This window comes from Arthrobacter sp. YA7-1 (genome assembly GCF_025960325.1).
In the GTDB taxonomy this organism is placed as follows: Bacteria; Actinomycetota; Actinomycetes; order Actinomycetales; family Micrococcaceae; genus Arthrobacter; species Arthrobacter bambusae_A.
This window is the reverse complement of record NZ_CP110114.1, coordinates 1,881,565-1,904,038: the sequence shown is the minus strand read 5'-3', so window position 1 is coordinate 1,904,038 and position 22,474 is coordinate 1,881,565. Positions and strand designations below refer to the sequence as shown.

The window sequence follows — 22,474 nt, the reverse complement described above, 5'->3', positions numbered from 1 at the left end:
CATTCGAAGGCCTTAATTATGTTGAAAAAATAATAAATCAGGCACATTTTTCTTGATTGTTGACTCTCTTAGAGTACCTGTATTGGCTAATTCAGCGGTAGACACAGAGGTCTACAGATGCCAACGATGCATGGAGGCATAATGGTAGCCCGTCTCGAGGTGAAAAACCTTTCAAAACACTTCCTGGGTGTTCAGGCGCTGCAGGACGTCAGCTTCGACCTGCACGCGGGTCAGGTCCTAGCGTTGATCGGCGAAAACGGAGCCGGAAAATCGACGCTGATCCGGATACTATCCGGAGCGCATCAGCCGGACAGCGGTGAGGTCACGATTAATGGCAACGCGGTTCAGATTCACGGCCCCAAGGACTCCGAAGCCCACGGGATCGCCACGGTCTATCAGGAGTTGAATCTTTTCCCAGACCTAAGCGTCGCTGAAAACCTGGTATTCGGCGCCTACCCTCGCAAGGGCGTGATTGATTGGAAGGCCGCCAAGCGCGAGGCGCGCGATTTTCTAGGAAGCCTTGGTCTCAACGTCGACGTCAACCGCAAGGTGCGTGAGTTGAGCGTGGCCGAAAAGCAGATGCTTGAGATCGCGAAGTCGTTGCACCGCAACGCGCAGGTTCTGATCCTCGACGAGCCCACGGCAGTTCTAGGCGGCGAGGATGTCGATCACCTGCTGGAGCTCGTGCACGGTCTGAAGGAACGAGGCGTTAGCATCATCTTCGTTTCCCACCGACTCGAAGAGGTCTTCGGTCTGGCGGATCGCTACGTCGTTCTGAAGGATGGAAAGCTGACAGGCGCTGGGAAGATCTCCGAGACGAGCCACGATGATCTTGTTTCCAAGATGGTGGGCAGGGAATTCACTAGAGGTGAACGCGAAGTGAACGCCACCCTGGGAGAAACGGTTCTGGAAGTCAGACACCTCACGCGTGAGGGTGTGCTCAACGACATTTCCTTCGATGTCCGGGCCGGCGAAGTGGTCGGAGTGGCCGGCTTGCGAGGCGCAGGTCGCACCGAACTTGCGCGGGCAATCTACGGAGCAGACATGTACACCAGCGGTGAGGTTCTGCTAAAAGGGAAGAACCTGAAAGCCGGCAATCCGCTCAAGGCTATCGACGCCGGCATCGGGCTGGTTCCGGAAGAGCGGAAGTCCCAAGGACTTTTCACCTCGCTTTCGACGGCCATGAATATCCCCCTGGTCAGCACATTGAAGGACCGGAGGAAGAGCGTGTCGCCGGGACGCGACCGCAGGCTGGCCGCCCGGTATGCGCAGACGCTGCGCATAAAGCTTTCCGACGTTTCCGCCCCGGTGGCTACCCTCTCGGGTGGCAACCAGCAGAAAGTGGTCCTGGCCAAATGGCTGGAAGCGGGAGTCGATGTCCTGATCCTTGACGAACCCACGCGTGGGATTGACATCGGCGCCAAACAGGAAATCTACGAATTGATCCACGAACTATGCCGACAGGGCCTGGCCATCATCGTGATCTCCTCGGAACTGCCCGAGATCCTGGCTCTCAGTCACCGAATCCTGGTGATGTACCACGGGGAGGTCGCGGCCGAACTCGAAGGCGCCGTAGCCACTGAAGAAGAAATCATGTTCCACGCCGTTGGAGGTAAGTAAAATGTCCACTCAGACAACCGGGCTGGCGTCGAACAGCTTGTCCCTGAAGCTACGCAATAACTGGCTACCGATTCTTTTCCTGGTGATTGTGGTCATCGTCGTCGCCGTGGCCGTCCCTTCGTTCTTCCAGCCCAGCAACCTCCTAAATGTCGGGCGGCAGTCAGCGATTGTCGGAATCATTGCCATCGGGATGACCTTCGTGATCCTCACGGGGGGCATCGATCTTTCAGTGGGTTCCATCCTCGCTCTTTCCGGTGTCACCACCGCTCTCCTCATTAACAACGGTCTGGTCGTGCCCCTGGCAGTTGTGGCCGGGTTGCTTGTGGGCGTGGCCGCTGGAGTGGTCAACGGAATCGGCGTTGCCGTACTGAAGGTCCAGCCGTTCATCATGACGCTGGCCACGATGGTGGCAATCCAAGGTGTTTCCCTCCGTCTTACCGATGGCGGCCCCAAACAGTTCGAGAATCTGAACGCGTTCTTCGACTTCATCGGAAGCGGCAGCGTCTTCGGTATACCAGGACCATTCCTCGTCTTCCTCCTGGTCGCAATAATCGGAATCCTGGCCCTGCGGTACCTCGCGTTTGGCCGGTTCATCTACGCAATTGGCGGCAGCATGGAAGCAGCCAGACTCTCCGGGGTTCAAACCACCAGAACCGTGATCACCGCGTACTCCATCAGCGGGCTGTGTGCCGCGCTGGCCGGCGTAATGACGGCCGCACGGCTTGGAGTCGGTGATCCAACTGCAGGCAGCCTTTCCAACCTCGACGCCATCACCGCTGTGGTCATCGGAGGCACGAGCCTGATGGGAGGCATCGGCGGGGCCGTCGGAACGGTCTTCGGCGCCATCCTCCTGGCCATCCTCTCCAACATCATGAACCTGCTGGGAATTTCTCCGTTCGACCAGCAAATAGTCAAAGGCGCAGTCATTGTGATCGCCGTTCTGATCGCCGCCCGCGCAGGAGTCCGCCGCTTCCGCGAGCGCCGAACGGAAGCCCCGAAAGCCGCAACGACTCACGCCCCAACAATGTCAGCACCTGTTTCCAAGTAATTCCCGCCCATTCCAAGTCACCACCCACACCGAAAAGTGAAGGATGCAATGATGCACACCCAAAAGCGCCCGATCAAGCCATACGCCGGCATTGCCGCAGCAGGATTCGCTGTGGCCCTGCTCGCCACAGGCTGCACCGGACAGAGCACCGCCGCTTCCTCAAACGAAGCCGTCGGAACCAAGCTCGCCCCGAGTATCTACTGCGGTTCCACATGCACCGCCCAGCTTCAGCTCAAAGCCGACCCCGCGAGCGTCGACTGCAAGGTAGGAGTCTCCTGGAGCAGCGCCTCCTTCCCCTACGGGGCGAAATCCACACAACAGATCCCCGAATTCGCCAAAGCCTTCTTCCCGAAAATGAAAGTCACCGTCAGCGACGGCCGGGGGGACGCCACCACACAGTCCAGCCAGGTTTCCGAAATGATCGCGCAGGGAATCAAGGTCCTGATCATCTCCCCCCAGGATGCCGATGCACTCGCTGGTGTGGTTAAGCAGGCCAGCGCGGCCGGTATCAAGGTGATCTCCGCCGACCGTCAGGTAAATGCCGATGTTTCGACTTATATCGGCTCAGACAACACCGAGGCCGGCGTCGCCGACGGCAAAGCCATGGTCGCTGCACTGAACGGCACCGGAAACGTCGTCGAGCTTTCCGGCAGCCTCGGTGCTTCCCCGACGATCACCCGTGCCGCAGGATTCCGCCAGGGTATCCAAGGATCCAACCTCCAGATCATCGCCACCCAGACCGCCAACTACGACCGCGCAACCGGCCTCAAAGTCATGGAAGACATGCTGCAGCGATTCGGAAAAGGCAAAATCCAAGCCGTCTACGCCCACAATGACGAGATGGCATTCGGCGCCATCCAAGCAATCAAAGAAGCCGGCCGCGAAAGTGAAATCAAGGTCTTCGGAATCGACGGAGAGGCCGACGCGCTCACGATGGTTAAGAACGGAAGCTACACCGCGACCGTCGGATACCCGCTGGTCGTCAAGGAATCCACCATCGCCGCTGCAAAGCTGTGCGCAGGCGAACCAGTCGATGCCCGCATCAAGCTCGACTCAACACTGATCGATCAGAAAAGCGTCGACCAGTACGTAGGCAAGGCCCCCCAGTAGACCCTCGACTGACAAAAGGAAAAATCATGAAAATCTCTTACAACACCTGGGCCTACTCGAGCTTCTTTGTCTGGGTACCCTCCTACACGCTCGAGGAGACCATCAAGCGGATCGCCAAGCTGGGGTACGACGGCATCGAGATCGGTGGCGCAGCCCCGCATGCCTACCCGGCCTACCTTGGAGCTGAACGGCGGGCCGAGATCAAGGACCTCCTTGATGAACATGGTCTTTCGCTTTCCAGCATGCTTCCGGCTCCTTCCGGCGGCCCCGGAAACAACCCGGCTTCGCCGTACATTGAAGAGCGCCGAGCAACTGTAGAGCATTACGTCGAGTTGGCTGAGCTTACCGCCCAGTGGGGGGGCAAGACACTGATCTACCTGCCCGGATGGATGATCTTCGGCACGAGCCGGCGGCAGGCCTGGGCATGGACCCGTGAATGCCTCACGGAAATCGCAGACCGGATCGCCCACACCGGGGTGACCCTTGTGATCGAGCCCACCTCACACGACACGAACCTGTGCGAAAGCGCCGACGATGCCATCGAACTCATGGAAGACGTCAACCGCGACAACGTCAAACTCATGTTCGACACCTTCCACGTCATGTACCGCCGCGAGGTCAACACGGACTATGTCTACAAGATGGGCGAGAACCTGAAGCACATCCACATTTCCGACAACGACCGGCTGCCTCCCGGTAAGGGCATCGGTGACTGGCCGGCCTTGGTGGACGCCATGCTGGACATCAAGTTCGACGGGTACCTGACGATGGAAACCGGCTTCCACCAGCGTGGGATTGAGCCGGACGAGGACGCGCGGTCAGGCATCGACTTCCTGCGCCCGCTCGTGGAGGAACGCAAGAAGATGCGCTTGGGCGCTCAGGTATAGGAGGACGACGGAGATGGAGTCGAAATTTGTGCTCGACTTTCCCCTGACGTTCCTCAACCGCGAGGAAGCAGCAGTCATTGATGCCCTCGTGGGGCAGATCATCCCGTCCGAGCCAGGCTCACCGGGTGCCAGGGAGGCGGGGGTAACGGAATACATCGATAAGGCTCTGGCGGGATTCCTCCGCGAGCTGCAGCCCGTGTACCGCAGCGGTCTCATCGCACTGGCCGAGTTCACGGCAGGCGTCACCGAGGGACGGTTCCACGATCTGGCGGACGGCCAGCAGGAAGAGGTTGTCCGGCAACTGGCTGAGCTGAGCGAACGGGATCCTTCGGACTTCGCGGGCCAGTTCTTCCGCATCCTCCGGGAACACACGATGCAGGGATTCTTCGGGGATCCTGCATATGGCGGAAACCGGGAGCTGGTGGGCTGGGAACTAGTTGGGTTTCCCGGAGCCCAGTGGGGGTACACGGCCACGCAAATGGCTCCGGACTTCAATACCCGAACCATTCCGATGCTGACCATAAAGGATCTTTACTCCCGTATTGGAGGAGCACAATGAGCGAAAACTTCGACGCCATCATCGTCGGCATGGGGTCCACCGGCGGAATTCTGGCCGAGCAACTGACCAAAGCCGGTCTGAAGGTGCTTGGCCTGGACAAGGGCCAGGACTACACCGAGGAAGACTTCGCCATCAAGCAGGACGAAATCAGGTACTACCAGCGGGGCGCCATAGTCGCCGGGGTGAACGTCGATCCGGTGACCTGGCGCGCCTCCGACAGCGATACGGCCCGCATCCTTCCGTGGTCCGCCGGTGCCTTGGGCAATGATGAGCCTCTGTACGGTCTCCCCTCCATTGGAACCGGAGGCGGCACCCTCCACTGGGGTGCCGCTGCCTACCGGTTCAGGGAAGCCGACTTCCGGATGAAGAGCGCCATCGCTGAACGTTTCGGTGCCGAGGCACTGCCGGAGGGCTCCACACTGGCGGACTGGCCCATCAGCTACGCTGACCTGGAGCCGTACTACGACCGGGTGGAATACGAGCAGGGCATCTCCGGCTTGGGCAACACCGGCGGGGTGACGCCCGAAGGCGGCAACCCGTTCGAGCCGCCGCGCAGCAGGGACTATCCGATGCCGCCGGTCACACAGGGTCCCGGGGACGTACCCTTCGTGGCGGCAACCAAGCGGATGGGCCTCCACCCCTTCCGCCAGCCACTGGCCATCAACTCGCAAGAATACAAGGGCCGGCCAGCCTGCGTGAACTGCGGTTTCTGCCACGGCTACCCGTGCCACGTCAAGGCAAAGTCCACCACCCAGGTCACCTCGGTGCCGGCAGCCAAGGCGACCGGCAATTTGGACCTCCGGCCCCTCAGCCGGGTTTTGAGGATCAACCGGACCGCGGACGGCAAGCGCGCAACAGGGGTGAGCTACCTCGACAGCACAGGCACGTACCGGGAGGCGACGGCCGACACGGTCATCCTGACGGCCTATTCCCTGGAGAACGTCCGGTTGATGCTGCTCTCGGACATCAACAGCAACGGCCAGGTGGGTCGGCACTTCATGACCCACAACTTTGGCTGGTTCACTTCCATCCTCCCCGAGCCAACCAACCCGTTTCTGGGCACGTTCAACGCCTCCAGCGCGGTGGACGACTTTACGTCCGAACTTGTGCCGAATAACGACCTAGGAGTCCTTTGGGGATCTCCCATCATCAGCGTCGTCGGGGACCTCCAGCCCATCGAGGCCTACCACAACATGGATCCCCGGACCCGCAAGTGGGGCCGGGACCTCAAGCATTGGCTGCGGGATAACTACACGCACATGCACCGCATGTACTCGCAGACCACCAATTTCCCGTACGCGCGCCATTACGCCGATCTGGATCCGACGATCAAAGACCGCTGGGGCCAGCCGGCGCTGCGCATCACGCATGACTGGGACGACCACGATGCGAACTCGGTCACCCTGATGGGCCGCTACAAGGAGAAAATCGCCCGCGAGATGGGCGCGAAGGACTACTGGATGGATTCGCCCCGGCCCCCATACCACCTCTCAACCCACGACGTCGGGGTTCACCGGATGGGTGAGGACCCCGCCACGTCAGTGACGGACATCTACGGCCAGGTGCACGAGTGCGAGGGGTTGTACGCAATTGGAGGCGGCCAGTTCGTCAGCTACGGCGGCTACAACCCGAACCAGACCATCCAGGCATTGGCCTACTTCAGCGCGGAACATCTGCTCAAGAAGCTGGGCGTAGACGCCGCCGACATGGGGGTCATCCGTGCTTCATGACCTCTCCACCGGGCCCGTGGATCCATCGACTCCGCCCAGGTTTGCCGGCAAGGTGGCGTTTGTCACTGGCGGGGCGCGCGGACAGGGCCGCAGCCATGCGCTGCGCCTTGCACGTGAAGGAGCGGATATCGCCTTGGTCGATCTAGGGTCCGCTGGCCGTGTGGACGATCCGCACTACAACACCGCCACCAGCGCCGACCTGAAACAGACCCAAGAGGACGTCCTTGCCCTGGGCCGGCGTTGTCTGTCCTTCGAAGTTGACGTGCGCGACTACGACGGTCTAGCACGCGCCGCGGCGGACACCGCCGCCGGACTGGGCGGAATTGATTTTGTCATTGGCAACGCCGGCATCACTGACGGGTTCCACCGCACGTGGGAACTGCCGGTCAAGAACTGGCAAACGATGATCGACATCAACCTCACCGGCGTTTTCTACACCTGCAAGGCAACCGTGCCGCACCTGATTGACCGCGGAGCGGGTTCGGCCATGGTGCTGATCAGCTCCGGGGTGGGTATGAAGGCCGTGCCGCGGCTGGCCCACTACGTAGCCGCGAAGATGGCCCTCCGAGGCCTCGGCACCTCACTGGCCCAGGAACTGGGGGAATACGGCATCCGCTGCAACACCGTCCTTCCGGGGGGCATCAACACGGAAATGACGACGGCCATGGTGGAACTGAACAACGTCCCTCGGGAGCAACTGCTGGCAGGCTTCCGCGGCGGGCAATTGATCGACGCCGACCTGGAAGTCGCGGACACCACCGCCGCCGTGCTGTGGCTGCTGTCCGACGAAGCACGCCTGGTCACCGGTCTGGAAATGACCGTTGACGCCGGCGAGAGCAAGAAATAAGCATTCGTACCATCAGAAAGGGGCATCCTGTGCCATCCTCAAAGGTCCTCAAGATCGGCATCGTCGGACTGGAATTCGGCGCCGAATTCATCCCGATTTACCAGCAGCACCCGAACGCCGAAATGTACGCGATCTGCCAACGAACCGAATCCAAACTGAACGAGGTCGGTGATCAGTACGGCGTCGAGGTCAGATACACCGACTACGACAAAATGCTGGCCGACCCCACCATCGACGTCATCCACATCAATACGCCTCTGCAGCTGCACGCCGACCAAGTCGTCGCAGCCCTCGAAGCCGGCAAGCACGTCGGCTGCACCATACCAATGGCGACTTCGGTAGAAGACTGCAAGCGCATCGTCGATGCCCAGCAGCGAACCGGGCTCACATACATGATGATGGAGACTACCCTCTACAGCAGGGAATTCCTCTACCTCCAGGAGCTCTACCGGAACGGCGCCCTCGGAAAAGTCCAGTTCCTGCGTGCGTCCCACCATCAGGACATGACGGGCTGGCCATCCTACTGGGATGGCATGCCACCGATGTATAACGGCACCCACGCGATCGGACCCACTCTCGGGCTGGCCGGAAACCAGGCCGAGTACGTCCAATGCCTCGGTTCGGGCAGCGTCTTCGAAAAGATGAAGGGCCAGTACGGCTCCCCCTTCGCTATTGAATCCACCCACATCAAGTTCCTTGACAGTGATACAGGTGCGGAAGTGACCAGGCACCTGTGGGCTGTGGCGCGCGAATACCGCGAAAGTTTCGATGTATACGGATCCATCCGGTCTTTCGAATGGGCACAGACCGAGGACGCGGCCCACGTTCTTTATCGTGGCGAGACTCCGGAACGGATTCAGGTCCCGGATTTCGCCGAGCGGCTGCCGAAGCCAATCCGGCATTTCACAACTGCCGGGGTGTATACGGCCGGGGGCGAATCGGAACACCGCTCCTTCGTGCAGGGAGGAGGCCATGGCGGCTCCCACCCCCACCTGGCCCACCGTCTGCTGCAGGCTGTTCTCGGCGAGGCAGATGCATTCCCGAACGCCGTCCAGGCCGCGAACATTACCTGTTCCGGCATCCTCTCCCACGAATCGGCCATGCGTGGCGGGGAACGGGTGTTCCTTCCCGAGTGGACCCTGACCGACGCTAAGCCGATCGTTGTCGAACTTGACCAGGATATCCAGCCGCCATGGGCCGCAGAACCCGCCCTGGTCCCCTAGTTGCCGGGAGTCGGCCGGGCACGGGTGCCGGGCCGACTCCAACCCGTACGTGGTTAGTGCCCGCACGGACTGGTGCCCAGATCAACGTTCCGATGCGGTTGACCAATTTCGGTGGCAATGACAGGAGGACCACAGCAGTGAAAAGCATTACTGCCAACCCTGTGATGCCACGGCTTGTCAGTGAAATCCGGGGCAAGGAGCCTCATCATCGTGACGATCTTCAGCCCTCCCACACCGGACAGAAGGAGACATCAGGCACAGCCAGAGTGGACAAGGAATTCGGAGCGCTTCCTATGTGCCTAGAGCTGAATCTGGCGGCAATGGTGACCCTCCGGCACCACGTGGAAAACCTCTTGTCATTGTGGTGCACTGCACTGGATGCCCATGACTGGGAATTTCTCCGCGACCTGCTGGGCAACGCTTCCCTGTACGTAGATGACGAGCCCTTACGTTCCGATTCCAAGGACATGGAAGAATTTCTCCTCCCGCGCCCGCAGGAGCCGGTCAGGTCCTCACGAATATTTACAAACCTCCGTATCTGGCGAGACAACGATTTCGCTTACTACTCCTCGTCTGTCCAGACCTGGACGCTCGGTTCCGAGTGGACCTGCAAAGACGTCAGCTTCTATGAAGGGCGCCTCAAATCCGGCCCGCAGGTCTGGAGATGGGACCAACACCGGGTCAGAACACTCGAAAAAGGAAAGGATGCTCCACTGTGACCACACAGGTACCGCGACTACATCAGAACGACGGGGAGACCATCCCGCAGATCGGTCTCGGAATCGACGGTCCCCGAAACCAGCGAGCGACCGAAGCCGTGGTGACCGCACTGGAACTCGGATACCGAAGCATAGATACCGCCGCGTTCTACGCCAACGAATCCGGGGTCGGCGAAGGCATCCGACGCTCAGGTGTGCCTCGCGAGGACGTCCACGTCACGACTAAAATTTGGGGCGATGACCACGGCTCCAAAAGCGCGGCGGCAGCATTTGAACGGAGTCTGGCCGCACTAGGGCTCGACTACGTGGATCTGTATCTCATTCACTGGCCTCATCCCGGGAAAGACAAGTATGTGGAGACGTGGCTGGCTTTGGAAGAGCTTCTTGCCGAGGGCCGAGTGAAGTCGATTGGCGTATCGAATTTCCAGCCGCATCACCTGGCGCGCCTCTTCAGGGAGACGACCGTCCGTCCCGTCGTCAACCAGATTGAGCTCCACCCCGGCTTTCAAAACGAACAGACGCGCCAGTTCAATACCGAACACAACATCCTCACTCAGGCCTGGTCGCCTCTCGGCAGGGGCAGAGTCTTTGGAAACCTGAAATTGGAGGAAATCGCGCGGAAACATTCCAGGAGTCTGGCCCAGGTGGTTCTCCGGTGGCACGTGGGCCTTGGCAACGTAGTGATCCCGAAATCCATCACACCGGAAAGAATGAAGGATAATCTGGACGTTTATGACTTCAGGCTCGACACCGAGGATTACGCCGCGATCCGGGCTCTCGATGATGGGAAACGTACCGGCGACAACCCCGACGACTTCGGCTAGCCGATTCGAGGCTTGCGAAGTACCGCATAGAGTGCCCAGCGTCGACCTCATCTCGCGGCCGCTGGTGCATTCAGGCGAATGTTGAATCCGCCCGGGTTGGACTTCTTTTGGAAGAGTAGAGCCCACTGCCCGCGGAGATAACCCAAAGGACGCCGTCGCGGGCAAGCCTACTAGGCTTCCTCGTAGCTGCTGCGACACTCACCACCAGGCCACGGACCAACGGACCCGTCGGGAACGTGGCTCTGGATTAAGGCGGGGGGTCGACCAGTAAAGCGCGTCCGGAAGCTCACCGCGGCGCGCGGGCCACCCTCGCGGTGAGAACCAGACCGAACGGAGCACGTAATGCCAATCCCTCCCAAGCGACCATGAAGGAGCAGAACGTGGTTGGCTGTTTGTCGTTCTGATGATCCATGATCGCTGGGCGGGTTCTCCGCGAAAGCAGGGCGTCGAGCGCCGATCCCCCAAGTTGCACTCCGGGCCCTCGGCGCAGCCGCGCGGCCGCCATCAGAACGCCGCTAGAATACGACAGACACGCGCGGTGTATCAGCGGATAGTCGACGCAGAAGGCCCTTAAACAACAAGGCCGCTGAGCGGTGACGTCCAAAAGGGCGTTGCCTTTGGCGAGCATCGGCCGGCAGGGTGGGCATCAGCGGACCACCGAGCTGGCGGCAGCCCAACTGGGACCTGAAGTCATTTGAACACGGCCCGCGCCGCATAGAATTGCCCCTACGCGCTCGATCACGATTCCCCTCCAGCCTAAGTGGGCGGCCCGATGCGTCTTCGCCGTGTCGATCTGCCGCCCCATCATCGCTGGGCTGGTCCTGCGCGCACCCAGGGCGCTTTGCGCCGGACCCGATCCAAACTTCGTTCGGCGCTCCTCCGTCGCCTATTTCCCGCACCTGCATTGAGCGCATGTACGTCGAAAGACCCAGGTGCGGACCGCCATAGGCACTTCCATAAAAGCAGACGTAGGTGTGGACAGTGTCCACACCCCCTTTGGGAGGACAAAGTGGACAGGCGCAGCCCCCTTACGACCGAGTGCGGCCTTTCAAGACACATCGCCGCCAAGGTCGGTTTCATCATGTTGTACCCCGGACCCCGAACCATGAACAGATGTTGGCCACCCGCGACCAATCCAACAAAACCGGAACGAGGAACCGCATAACCCCACCCCAGAGCAGATGGAGGCCCACCAGCCAGGGCACTGAACCCGCCACCCACACATCTTCATAGGCCACCGCGGCGGCCAGGCTACGGCCCGCGAACCAGCGTCAGAGGGACGCCACAAGCTTTGTACACACGTTAAGGCAAAAACCCCCTCTGACGAGGGGGAATGCTGTGCCCAAGGTGGGACTCGAACTGCATTCCCTCGCCTGTAAACACTGGGAGCCGGCGAAAGCATGCGGAATCCGGAGCAGTCCGGAGGCCGTAACTCCCAAACCGACGGGAAAAGTGTTGACATTGTCAACACCCCCTTTTTCGCTCTGGAACCTCCCCCCAGCGAAACCAAGGGGTGAATTTAGTAAGGGTCCGGGGTTGCCGTGTCAGGCGACCTGGATCCGTTCGTCGTCGAGTTCAACCTCGACCCGAAGCCGACCACCGGCCGCCTCGGCGCATTTCCGCAGCGTGTCGACCTGGGCAAGATCGCTGTCGCCGTACTCGATGCGGGACCAGCTTGTCCCGGCTGACATTCAGTCGCGCAGCCAACTCTACCTGCGTCAAGTCAGATGCCTCTCGGAAATCACGAAGCCGGTAGGGCACGGACCTTATCGAGCAGGCGCTTCTTGTGGGCATCCACAGCAACCCGGTCAACAGGCCGCTTGGCCAACATCTCCTCGATGATCTTTGCCATCACGATCCTCCTCTCGGAATCTTCAGATGATCATCGAACCGCTCATCCGCAATCGATATGTTTGTACCGTTCGCGGGGAATCCTCGCTGCGGCCAGGTCCGCACCGGAGGCCTAGCCAACCACCCTGACTGGCAACAGGACCGGTATCAGGCCTCGCCCTGCACGCGCTCACTGTTTGGTTCTGTCGCCCTATCTCTGCTTGGCCTTGAACTGTACGAGAGATTGGCCGTCAGCGACGACCACGACGCCGTCACGCACCGATAGGCCTGTGCCTTGGTTGCCCTCGGTAAGGAATCGACGCACGAGCCCGTCCGGCGCGAAGGCACTTATTTGCTCCACACCCTCAACCACGAGAGTGTTCCCATCCGTCGCGATCTCGGCCATCGGCCGTTTGGTCCAGATCGTTGGGCTTCCGACCTTTTGATCGGCCGGGACGAGCTGGTGAGTCACTTGACTGTGTACCAGCGGAAGTCCGTTCCAAATAATTACACGCGAAGGGCTGGCCACGGACTTCATCGTAGATGTGACAGAAAGGTCTTTGCGGTCCAGATATGCGACTTCACCCCGGTCGGGTATCGCGGCAATTATTGAGGCTTCGGAGACCGTCAGATCCCACACAGCCCCCCCGACTGAAGACCGGCGGATCGTTCGGCCGTCTTCAATTCCGAGCGCAACGATTTCGCCCGTTGCCGGGGACGTCACCAAGAGGCTGTTGCCGTCAAATGCCAAGGACCGAACCCCCAGGCCCAACTCCTGTTGCCAAAGAAGCTCCTGACTCTCGAGTTTCCAGGCGCCGACTTTGCCTGTAGGTGTGGAGACGTAGAAGAGTACGCCGTCACGGACGGCAGCGGTGCTGATCGGGACGGGTAAGTTTCCGACCGACGTTAGGGTTCTTTGAAGGAAGTCCGCCCGGGCTATTCTGCTGCCGTTGAGAATAGTCCATGCGATGTCACCCTCCTGTCCCGCGACCTCAGTAACGGAGTAGCCTTGGGCGATTTCAATGCTCGAGCGTGCCAGACCAGAACCGAGCGGATCACCATTCAAGTACGGTACTGCAATCGATATGAGGCAGACCTGCAGGATCGCATTCCAAACCCACGGATTGCGCTTCCACGTTCGCGGCGGCTTGGACCTGCCTACGCCAACCACTTCTGCAAGCGGTGGCACTGAAACACCGTTCGCATCATCAGGGTTGACTTTGATGTCAGGCGAAAAGACGAACTCTTCATCCAGGCGGTCGCCTGCTCGCCTCAACGCATCGGCACAAACGGCGATAGCTTCGTCGTAGCTCAAGTCATCTGGGCCCCGGGAAGTGACCACAATAGGTTCCGAGGAACCAAGCGGAAGGCATACGGCCACCACGGTTCTCCCAGCGCCCCGGGTATCCAGGGAACGCCACGACAATGCCAAAGTCTGGGCCAGTACGGCCAGCCGGCGGCGGCGCTCGGCTTTCTTAACTGGCGGGATGAGGAAAACGGTCTTGTGCAAGTACCCCAAATCCCTGATTCGGTTCATTTCCAGCACCAGATTTTCGGAGCGCCCAAGCGTCACTGCTATAAAGATCGAGCTTTCCATCAGCTCATAAATTCTTGTCTCCCAGTCCTCGTGGCTAAACTCAATTCTGGTGGCACCTAGCCCTGGGGGAAGGCGTTCTCCAGGCGTACTGGCGGCCAGCACCGGTCCGTATTTGGAGAGCGAGACCGCAGCAACCTCTTCAAACCGTTCCCACCGCCGTAACGCCAGTTGATCGACGAGGCCGGCTCGATCCAACCCGTGAGAGCGCATGCGGATCTTGTCGTCCACGAAGGAGCGCAGGAATAGCACCGGGGCCTGTTGGGGGTTCCAAGGCTCTTTTCGTTGCCGCCGCGAGACCATCCTGCGGGCGAGAGCAAGTGGAGTAAAGGCAAGAAAAAACAAGCTAGCGGCCAAAAATTGGAGAGCAACTCCCCACCGACTCGCGACCCAGCTAGGCCCTTCGGGCAAGATGCCGCCACCGGCCAGTGATGCGCCGATGTCGAATAACCACAGTGCGGAGGTGAAGACGAGAAGAGAACCGAGCAGGCCGGCCCCCAACCACGCAATATTTGTGGGAGACAGGGGTTTGGACCGTCGCGGTCGAACCAAACGACCCATGATCTTGCGAGCGATCAAAACCGTGATCAGGTACGTCGCGAACATCATGCCGAATGTCACGAATGGACCGGTATTCAACTCTTCTGACAGCCGCAGGACCCAAACCAAAACAGCGAAGCGGGCCAGCCCAAGCGCGCGGTAGCGCGTTTTGACGCCGCTGACCGCGGGCTCGATGTCGGTGTGACCTGGACCCTTCCGATAACGCGAGAAGAAGGAGAGCAATCGTTCCCCAGTAGCTCGATCGAAGAGAAGAGATGGCAGAGTGCTCAGCAGAGCCAGGCCAATTAGTGCCAAGAACCATGTTTTAAAGAAACTTAGACGCGTGACAATCGCGTTACCTGGGGGTAGAGGGTTATCGGCATCGACCACAAGACGCGGCTTTTGCAGCTCCAGAAGAGTGTTCACCGCGGTGGCCGAATCCTGCTGGGAGGTACCCGGGGGCACCCGTATGTCAAACCAGATCTCTATTCGACCCACCACCATATCTGCGCAAACCAGCGTGGCGTACGTGGCCTCCCAAACCGTACCTGCGGACCTTGTTTCAACTGACGTTTCCCAAGGCTGTTCCGGGCGACACCTCGGTGTGGACTCATGTGCTGCGGAACTGGTCCGGTATTGCAGGGCGTGCTCTGACACGGTCTCCTGACTATCCGGTGTCGTCCAATTACGTTCCCATCCCCCCTCAAACTGCAATTGGCGCAAGTCAGCGCCCAACGGGGCCTCGGTCTGAAAGAGCGGGAGGTCGGGGGGCCCTTCTTCAAGCATCAGAAATTGGCGGTGCAACTCCCTGGTGATCTCATCAGTGTTCAAGAGCTGAGAGGCCACTTTTGGAACTACGAAAGGAGGACCTTGTGGAGCCGTCGTTCCGCCACCCCAGCTCTGGCTCGTGAGGATGCCCGAGACAGACAGGACTAAAAACACCAGCGTTAGTACACGCCAAGTCCACGTGGATAGACGCCCCATCCGCTCGGAACCGGATCGTGGCGGTTCTACCCCAACCTTCTTGGTTGCTGGCATGGGACAACAATAAGGGACAAAAGGCCGAAATGGACTGCTTCGGCTTTTGTTGATCTCCTGGGCTTATCCGCTTTGAGTTTTCGCCTAGTCGCGAGTGACACCTGCAGGCCAGATGATGTGAACGGGTTTGCCGTTTCTACGAGCGTGTTCGACAGCGTCTCCCGTGCCGCCCTGACCTCTCGCAGCCTCACCGTCCCATATAGCAATCATGATGTCGCACAGTTCCGTGATAGTTCGGCCAGCCGCATCAAATGCTTCTTCCGAGGGCGCCTCGTAATCCAATATTCTGATTTCAGTAGCCCGATTTCTAAGATTGAAGTAGCTGGCGCGGTCCACTTCCGACAAAGTTTCTTCGTAATGTTTAGAGGGAATGACAGCATGGAGATCACCACCCGCTGTAAGTATTGCATAGGCGAAAAGTTGGTCAGCGCCCGCCGCGAGACTGCTCACGCCAATCAGAGGTGCCGGCTGCTGCGACAGGATCTGCTGCAAGCTGTCGGTGATGTATTGGCGTGCAACTTCCGGGATAGATTGGTGGCCCGTGACTCCGATGATGGTCATATGAGTCCCGCCTTCACCTGACGCCAGTAGTGTTTTCCGAGCGGGGTGAGCCTACACCCTTTCGAGCGCATGGCTGCGAAGTAAAGGTGGTCCTCATCGATGGGTTCAATGAGCCGACAAGCCCTGAACTTTTGAAGCCCGGAGAAAATCGCTTCGTTAGCAGGATTGCTGCCTTCCTCGGTCGGCTCGAAAGACGGGTCCAGCGGGAAGTCATAGTCAAAAGTGGGAAACCAGTCTGTGAGCTTACGCAGGGTTTCAAGGGGAACACGCGGGTCACACTTACGGATGTCTTGTAGTCGATCAATGTTTGCCTTAAATGTTGGGCGTTGTTCCCAAGCTCCAAAGGACTCCGATAGGTAGGCATACAGGCCAGCAACGGTGACGTGCCCGAGGACGTCGGCGGCGCCGGCATCCAGGGCGCCTTCAAGATAGGTGGAGAACTGGCCCCGGCCGTGAGCAGTTTCCATGGAAACCTGGTCGCTTCGGCTCGCGGTAAGAACGGATAAACCATTCTTGAGATTAGCCAATTGGTTACCGAGCGCTCCAATTGTGGTGGCCCCACCAGAGAAGCAGCAATCGAGGATAATCACGACCTCGTTGACAGTGCTGGCATTTATGACACTGAGAATCTCGGAGAACATAACGCCCGGCGTGGTTTGCGTTCCATTCGACGTCACCAGCGCGACATCTCCGTTCATCGGCGCTCCGTGACCTGCGAAGTAAAAAAGGGCAAAAGTTCCGCCTGGACCGAGGAGTTCATGGACATGTTCCAGGAGAGCGTCCCGGCTAATGGGGCTACTACTGTCACGGGCAGTGAGGGTCCGGCATGCAAAGTTCGGGGAATTGTCCTCGTTGCGTGCAAGCAGCGGTTCGAGCGCCTCAGCGTCGTTCGCACATCCTCCGAGGGCATCGAAGCTATTGTAGTGATCGATGCCGAGAAGTAGAGCCCTCTTCATCTCCAAGCCCTAGAGTCCGTCGATGAAGTCAGCGATATTGGCCCAAGTCCATGCCTTACAAGGAGACAATCCCATCTCCTTGGGCTTAATCCGGTAGTTGTCCTCGATCCATATTCCAAGGAGCGGCACGCCCTCTTCAACAGCACATGTAATTTCCCACAGCTGTCCATCAGCCGCTGGAGTATTGCGGCTGATAAGAACGATGACACCGTGGGAGCGCCGGATTCGGGTTCGGACTTTCTCTTTCCACTCCGACGAGTAAGGCTCCTTCACGGACATGTCCGTGAACTCAAACGGAGTCGCGGGATTCACTCGCTGACCGGTGAAGAGGTTGCGAGTGGGTTCGTCTTCTTTGGCGAAAGCGATGAAAACAACTTTGGTGGCCATGTGCACACCCTTCTGTAGCACCGGTTAACAACTGTTGACACAAGCCTAATCGCCAGCAATGCATATTCCGGCTGAAACGGTCAGTGTCGGATCGATCCCTGCCGAAATCCAAACCGCGGCCCGATTTGAGACCGCTGCCGATGCCCACTGCGTGAGCACAGCCTGAACTGCTGGCAGGGCCACCGCAAGCCCCAGCGCAAAGGGGCAGGAATAAACTGATGCGCCATGGATGGGGCGCTTTAGCTAACGGACACGTGGAGCATCCCGCCCGTCCAGCATTATGGCCAGTTAGCAAACTGCCAAAACTGAAATTCTAGCTACCCGTCAAACTCCTTGATTGTCGAGGCCAACCGCTGGTCCGCCATCTCGTCAGCAGCATCCTCGCCAGAGACCGCCATCCAAGCGGCTGTAGCTTCTCGATAACAAGCGAGGAACTAGTGTTGTTAGCAATGCACCATGTTTCGATACAACAGAAGTGACAGAATGCCAAGCTGCTCTACAGCCCAAACAGGAGAACGATATGCCGGAAGCACTCAATCAAACAATTGTAATTCTCCGCGCGCCGTCCCCTCGCGTCCGCAGCGGAACCTTTGCAGGCTCCCGAGCCCGGAGCAGCGGAACCAACGCTGAGGCCGTCGCAGAAATGGCTGCGGGAATGAGAATAGAAACGGACGACAAAATATCCACGTCCGTCACCAATGCTCTCCAAAACGATCCCACGGTGTTGTCCTACGCGCCTGCAATGCCTATGAAACTTATCGAACCCCTCGCGTGTGAGCCTGCAGCTCCTGCTGAGGTGACGTGGGGTGTGAAAGCTGTTGGGGCAGAAAAGTCGCCATACACCGGAGCGGGAGCTGTAGTCGCTGTCTTGGACACCGGCATTGATGCCGACCATCCGGCTTTTGCCGGCGTTCAGCTCACCACTAAGGACTTCACAGGCGCCGGCAGCGCGGAAGATGACAATGGCCATGGCACACACTGCGCCGGAACAATTTTTGGCCGCGACCTCGACGGTCAGAGAATCGGCGTAGCGCGTGGCGTCAAGAAAGCTCTGATCGGAAAAGTCCTCGGAGGACCTCATGGGGGCAGCAGTGACACCCTGGCCGCTGCAATGTGGTGGGCCGCTAACCAAGGCGCCAACGTCATCTCGATGTCGCTCGGTATGGACTTCCCTGGATGGGTGGACACATTGGTCAAGGGCAGCGGCTTGTCCATCCCGGCCGCCACCTCGATCGCACTGGAAGGATACCGGGCAAATATCCGGCTGTTCGAACAGCTGACCAACTTGCTAAATGCTCGGGCCGCAGTCGCTCAAACCACAATAGTTGTGGCCGCGGCCGGCAACGAAAGCCGACGCACTGGCCTCCCCTCCTATGAGATCAATGTTGCTCCGCCAGCAGCCTCGTTTGGCATAACGTCTGTGGCAGCTTTGGCCAACGGTGACAGCGGACTCACTGTTGCCCCGTTCTCCAATTCCCTAGCGACAGTGGCCGGACCGGGAGTCGGGGTTTTCAGTGCGTGGCTCGACGGCGGCACCAATACGATTAGCGGAACCAGCATGGCCACTCCGCATGTCGCCGGCGTAGCCGCGCTTTGGACGGAGCGACTCCTTGGGCAGAGTCAGTTGAACCCAGTGCTCCTGCAAGCAAAACTCATCGGTTCCGGAACATTGAGTCCAATTGCACAAGGAACAGCCCCCGCCGATGTCGGTGCTGGATTGGTACGGGCACCCACAAGTACGAGCTAGGGAACTGTCTTCTCCCAAGACTGCGTCTTACGGTCATGCCTGCACTGGGCTTGGGTCGGTGGAACCGGACGACTTTACAGTCAACCGGACTTTGGTACAGGAGTAATGAGGGTCCGGCAGTAATACCGAACGACAAGCCGCGACACACGTTCTGTACGCACGACGCGATCATATCCCTTACCTTGACATTTATTGTTTCGAATAATGCGACCCGCCCCTAGTAGGGTGTCTTGGCTGCTATCTAACTCTGGAGTTCAGAAAGATTTATGGCGGGAATATTTATATCTCATCGCGCAACTGCAGCAACTGAAGTTGTAGTGAAGGATTTTGTAGGGCACTTTCTCGTACGGCAATGCGGGGTCTCTCCGTGGCATATTTTCACGACATTCCATGGGACCCGAGTTCCGGGTGGCTCGATGATGTATGCCAGAGTCATGGCAGCCCTGCTCGACGCTCCAGTAACTATCCTGATGGCGGATAAAGGCTACTTCGAAAGTCGGAATTGTATAACCGAGTTAGGCGCCTCGATGGGCTCAAGGGGCCGCGTATTTGCGTTACTCTCGCCAGAAATCGTTTGGGAAGATATTCCTCAGGAGTTCAGGTGGATTGGATGGCGATATTCACACGACCCGTCTGTCTTGACTGAAATTCGGGAGTGTATCGAACAGTCCAACTACATCGATTCTGCGCCGCAAATTCAGATCGCTAATTACTGCGCATGGATCAATGAACAAAGTGAGAAAGCCAAAGAAAATCTCAGGCTGTTCCGGCAATCGTGGCCGAAACTTAAGGATTACCGTCCGCTTCCGTTTCCGGCAGGCCGTCCCGATGCTGTATTCGGATTATCGAGTTGGGAACTCCAGAGTGGAGAGGTCGTTCCTGTTCTTTATGCACATGACGACCAGTCAAGCATCATGAATTCCGACAAGCTGGTCGAATTTATAAAAGAGAAATATCGCACCCACGAGGTGTTTGGACTTTGGCCTGATGAGAGTATGGGGGTGTGCATACACACAGGAGGTGGTGGAACTCTGCCTCATCAAGAGGAGAAGCTGGCTGCTCTGGATTTACCACTGCTTTCCTCGTCGAACGACGCTGAGGTCAGAGGTCCAAAGAACTTCTTTACTCCGCACTGGTTCGAAGACTGGGAGGCAGACCACATTACGGAGCTTTGAATGCCGTTGTCGGCGCTGGGCCTCTGTGGACCGACGTAAGTAGAGGATGCGGGTCGTTAATTCGTATTGGCGGGCAGGGGCGCAGGAGGGGAATGAAGGTTCCTGAACCCGTGTTCGCCCTGGTCGGCGCCTAGCTGATTCTAGGCTTAGGCGATACATCACGCCAAAATACCGGCTTTCTTACCCCGTCGGCGGCCACTTCACTGCTACCGTAAAATCCTCGCAACTGACAGACTCCAGCTCGTTTCTGTCGTTGTTCAGAACAAGCAACCGGACTCCGGACATGTCCCGCACTTACCTGGGAATGTTTCCGAGGCTATAGATGCTCTTCGGGTCCTCCAGGTTCCCTGACACTGTTTGTTGGTTCTGAACAACGACCCGGTACCGCTCTACCGTTCCCATATTGTCAAACTTGTAGGTGATTCCAAGGGCCGGGCATTGGGTGTCGTACACCTCTACGCGGGTGAATGCATTCGCCAGGGAGCTACCCGCCAGCCCGTAAATGCTGAGGTCAGCTTTCCACAGCGCGTCGTCCCCCACGCCTGCAAGTCCGAGTTGTCGGCAGCCCTCCACCAAAAAGTTCGAGGGATTCCTGTTCTCTCCAACACGGACCGGTGTCCCCTACGCATCAGGATGCTACTTATGGCATTGTGCGACCGGATCCTCGGGAGGCTGTGCGGCCGTAACGCCCCAAATTGACAGGCCCCTCCCACGAGCAACGGGAAAATCATATCCGGTCGTTTCCAAAAGTTTGAGCAGGTGATCCCGTGGCCGCTGGCATGGTTGGGTCCCCGTTAGCAGTCCAGCGTCTATGCGATAGCTAATTGGTTTTCTTGCGTCCAGTTCTCCCAGTACCGATTCGGCGTCATGCCATCCAGGGATCCGTGGGGCCGTTCATGATTGTAGATAGCTTTCCATTCCTCGGCCAAATACCTTGCCTCGGCCATGGTGTCCATGATTTCTCCGGTGAGTTGTTCCCTTCTGAACTGGGCGTTGAACGACTCGATAAAGCCGTTCTGCCACGGTGATCCGGGGTCGATGAACGCGGTATCGACCCCGGCGGTGTTGCACCAGCCGACCAGCGCTGCGGCGGTGAATTCCGGCCCGTTGTCGCAGCGGACGTACGTCGGGGCGGTGCCGGTTTCGGCGATGATGTCCTCCAGCACCGCGATGACGTCGGCGGCCTTGAAGGACCGGCGCGGAATGACTGCCAGCGCCGTGCGCGTGTATTCGTCGATGACATTGAAGAACCGGATGTGTCGGCCGCAGGAGGTCACGTCGGACTGGAAATCGAAGCTGACCACGTGCATCGGGTACTGGGCCGTGAGACGCTTCTGTTCCCCGGCGCCGGGGCCGGTGCGCCTCTTCTTCCTCGCCCTGGGTTTGCACGTGAGCCCTTCGTCACGCCAGAGCCGGCGCACCCGCTTCTTGTTCAGTGCCACACCAGCCCATGCCGGCTGGGCCAGCAGATGCCAGCGGGCCTTCCGCCAGCCCCACGCGGGATGCTTCACGGCCACGGCCCTCAGGTCCGCACGCAGCTGCGCCTCCTCGAATCCCATGTCGGGTTTCTTCTTGCGGAACGCGGACCGGTTCTGGCCCAGAAGCGCGCAGGCGAAGCGTTCGGACGCCCCGAACTTCTCCACCGCCATGCGCACGGCACGGCGGCGCGGTTCGGGGCTCAGAATTTTCCCTTCGCCACCTCATTGAGAATGTCGATGGCCAGTTCCTTCTCCGCCAGCAACCGCTTGAGCCGGGCGTTCTCCTTCTCCAGCTCTCTGGTCCGCCTGGAGGCCTCGGCGTTCTTCTCGGAACCGTACTCCTTCAGCCACCGGTACCAGGTCGCCTCGGTGACCTGGAGCTCCTTGATGACCTCGACCATCGGGCGTCCGTCATTGAGCATCTTCTGGCCCTGCCGGACCTTCGCGATGACCTGCTCGGGGGTGTGTCTGCGTGCCATGATTCGTGAAATTCCTCCTGCGTCCATTCTCGGACACGAAACTCACACAAACACTGGACTCCTACCCGGGGACCCAACCAGGCACTTTCGGCTGACACACTTCGCTGGGTGTCCATACCGGG

At 59.1% G+C, this 22,474-nt stretch carries 18 protein-coding genes; 12 read left to right on the top strand and 6 right to left on the bottom strand.

Annotated elements, in window-relative coordinates; genetic code table 11:
• The first annotated feature begins 117 nt into the window (after window positions 1–117).
• From OIT41_RS08825 to OIT41_RS08780, 10 genes are all read left to right on the top strand, one after another.
• Window positions 118–1,620, top strand: coding sequence for a sugar ABC transporter ATP-binding protein (locus OIT41_RS08825; RefSeq protein WP_264637829.1), 1,503 nt, complete (start codon window positions 118–120; stop codon window positions 1,618–1,620).
• Between the two features lies 1 nt (window position 1,621).
• Window positions 1,622–2,668 (top strand): ABC transporter permease, encoded by a 1,047-nt coding sequence (locus tag OIT41_RS08820; RefSeq protein ID WP_264637828.1) that lies wholly within the window; start codon window positions 1,622–1,624, stop codon window positions 2,666–2,668.
• Between the two features lie 48 nt (window positions 2,669–2,716).
• Window positions 2,717–3,778, top strand: coding sequence for a substrate-binding domain-containing protein (locus OIT41_RS08815; protein WP_264637827.1), 1,062 nt, complete (start codon window positions 2,717–2,719; stop codon window positions 3,776–3,778).
• Window positions 3,779–3,804: 26 nt separating this feature from the next.
• Window positions 3,805–4,665, top strand: coding sequence for a sugar phosphate isomerase/epimerase family protein (locus tag OIT41_RS08810; protein ID WP_264637826.1), 861 nt, complete (start codon window positions 3,805–3,807; stop codon window positions 4,663–4,665).
• Window positions 4,666–4,678: 13 nt separating this feature from the next.
• Window positions 4,679–5,224 carry a gluconate 2-dehydrogenase subunit 3 family protein gene (locus OIT41_RS08805; RefSeq protein WP_264637825.1) on the top strand — a complete coding sequence of 182 codons (546 nt, stop codon included), beginning with the start codon at window positions 4,679–4,681 and terminating at the stop codon, window positions 5,222–5,224.
• Complete coding sequence (locus OIT41_RS08800) at window positions 5,221–6,954, top strand: GMC family oxidoreductase (RefSeq protein ID WP_264637824.1); 1,734 nt, start codon at window positions 5,221–5,223, stop codon at window positions 6,952–6,954. The genes OIT41_RS08805 and OIT41_RS08800 overlap by 4 nt, the downstream gene beginning before the upstream one ends.
• Window positions 6,944–7,801 (top strand): SDR family oxidoreductase, encoded by an 858-nt coding sequence (locus OIT41_RS08795; protein WP_264637823.1) that lies wholly within the window; start codon window positions 6,944–6,946, stop codon window positions 7,799–7,801. The genes OIT41_RS08800 and OIT41_RS08795 overlap by 11 nt, the downstream gene beginning before the upstream one ends.
• A gap of 29 nt (window positions 7,802–7,830) precedes the next feature.
• Entirely contained in the window at window positions 7,831–9,024 is a 1,194-nt protein-coding gene (locus tag OIT41_RS08790) for a Gfo/Idh/MocA family protein (protein WP_264637822.1), read from the top strand.
• A 92-nt stretch (window positions 9,025–9,116) separates the two neighbouring features.
• On the top strand, window positions 9,117–9,743 hold the full coding sequence (locus OIT41_RS08785; protein WP_264637821.1) for a hypothetical protein: 627 nt from the start codon (window positions 9,117–9,119) through the stop codon (window positions 9,741–9,743).
• Window positions 9,740–10,567: an aldo/keto reductase gene (locus tag OIT41_RS08780; RefSeq protein WP_264637820.1), complete on the top strand. Its 828-nt coding sequence runs from the start codon at window positions 9,740–9,742 to the stop codon at window positions 10,565–10,567. The genes OIT41_RS08785 and OIT41_RS08780 overlap by 4 nt, the downstream gene beginning before the upstream one ends.
• Before the next feature lie 1,544 nt (window positions 10,568–12,111).
• Here OIT41_RS08780 and OIT41_RS08775 read toward each other — a convergent pair.
• The 5 genes from OIT41_RS08775 to OIT41_RS08755 all read right to left on the bottom strand — a co-directional run bounded on the left by OIT41_RS08775 (window position 12,112) and on the right by OIT41_RS08755 (window position 17,473).
• Entirely contained in the window at window positions 12,112–12,258 is a 147-nt protein-coding gene (locus OIT41_RS08775) for a hypothetical protein (RefSeq protein ID WP_264637819.1), read from the bottom strand.
• Window positions 12,259–12,608: 350 nt separating this feature from the next.
• Window positions 12,609–14,957 (bottom strand): YncE family protein, encoded by a 2,349-nt coding sequence (locus OIT41_RS08770; RefSeq protein ID WP_264637818.1) that lies wholly within the window; start codon window positions 14,955–14,957, stop codon window positions 12,609–12,611.
• Window positions 14,958–15,653: 696 nt separating this feature from the next.
• Entirely contained in the window at window positions 15,654–16,130 is a 477-nt protein-coding gene (locus OIT41_RS08765) for a hypothetical protein (RefSeq protein WP_264637817.1), read from the bottom strand.
• Window positions 16,127–17,086, bottom strand: coding sequence for a caspase family protein (locus OIT41_RS08760; RefSeq protein WP_264637946.1), 960 nt, complete (start codon window positions 17,084–17,086; stop codon window positions 16,127–16,129). The genes OIT41_RS08765 and OIT41_RS08760 overlap by 4 nt, the downstream gene beginning before the upstream one ends.
• A 9-nt stretch (window positions 17,087–17,095) precedes the next feature.
• Complete coding sequence (locus OIT41_RS08755) at window positions 17,096–17,473, bottom strand: TIR domain-containing protein (protein WP_264637816.1); 378 nt, start codon at window positions 17,471–17,473, stop codon at window positions 17,096–17,098.
• An 868-nt stretch (window positions 17,474–18,341) separates the two neighbouring features.
• Here OIT41_RS08755 and OIT41_RS08750 point away from each other — a divergent pair.
• Window positions 18,342–19,220, top strand: a complete 879-nt coding sequence (locus OIT41_RS08750; RefSeq protein WP_264637815.1) for a S8 family peptidase — start codon at window positions 18,342–18,344, stop codon at window positions 19,218–19,220.
• Between the two features lie 434 nt (window positions 19,221–19,654).
• A complete protein-coding gene (locus OIT41_RS08745; protein WP_264637814.1) occupies window positions 19,655–20,395 on the top strand; it encodes a hypothetical protein in 741 nt (246 codons plus the stop codon).
• An 809-nt stretch (window positions 20,396–21,204) separates the two neighbouring features.
• Here OIT41_RS08745 and OIT41_RS08740 read toward each other — a convergent pair.
• A protein-coding gene (locus OIT41_RS08740; RefSeq protein ID WP_241711096.1) for an IS3 family transposase occupies window positions 21,205–22,352 on the bottom strand; the annotation gives its coding sequence in 2 pieces (ribosomal slippage) (window positions 21,205–22,079 and window positions 22,079–22,352; 1,149 coding nt in all).
• Window positions 22,353–22,474 lie beyond the last annotated feature (122 nt).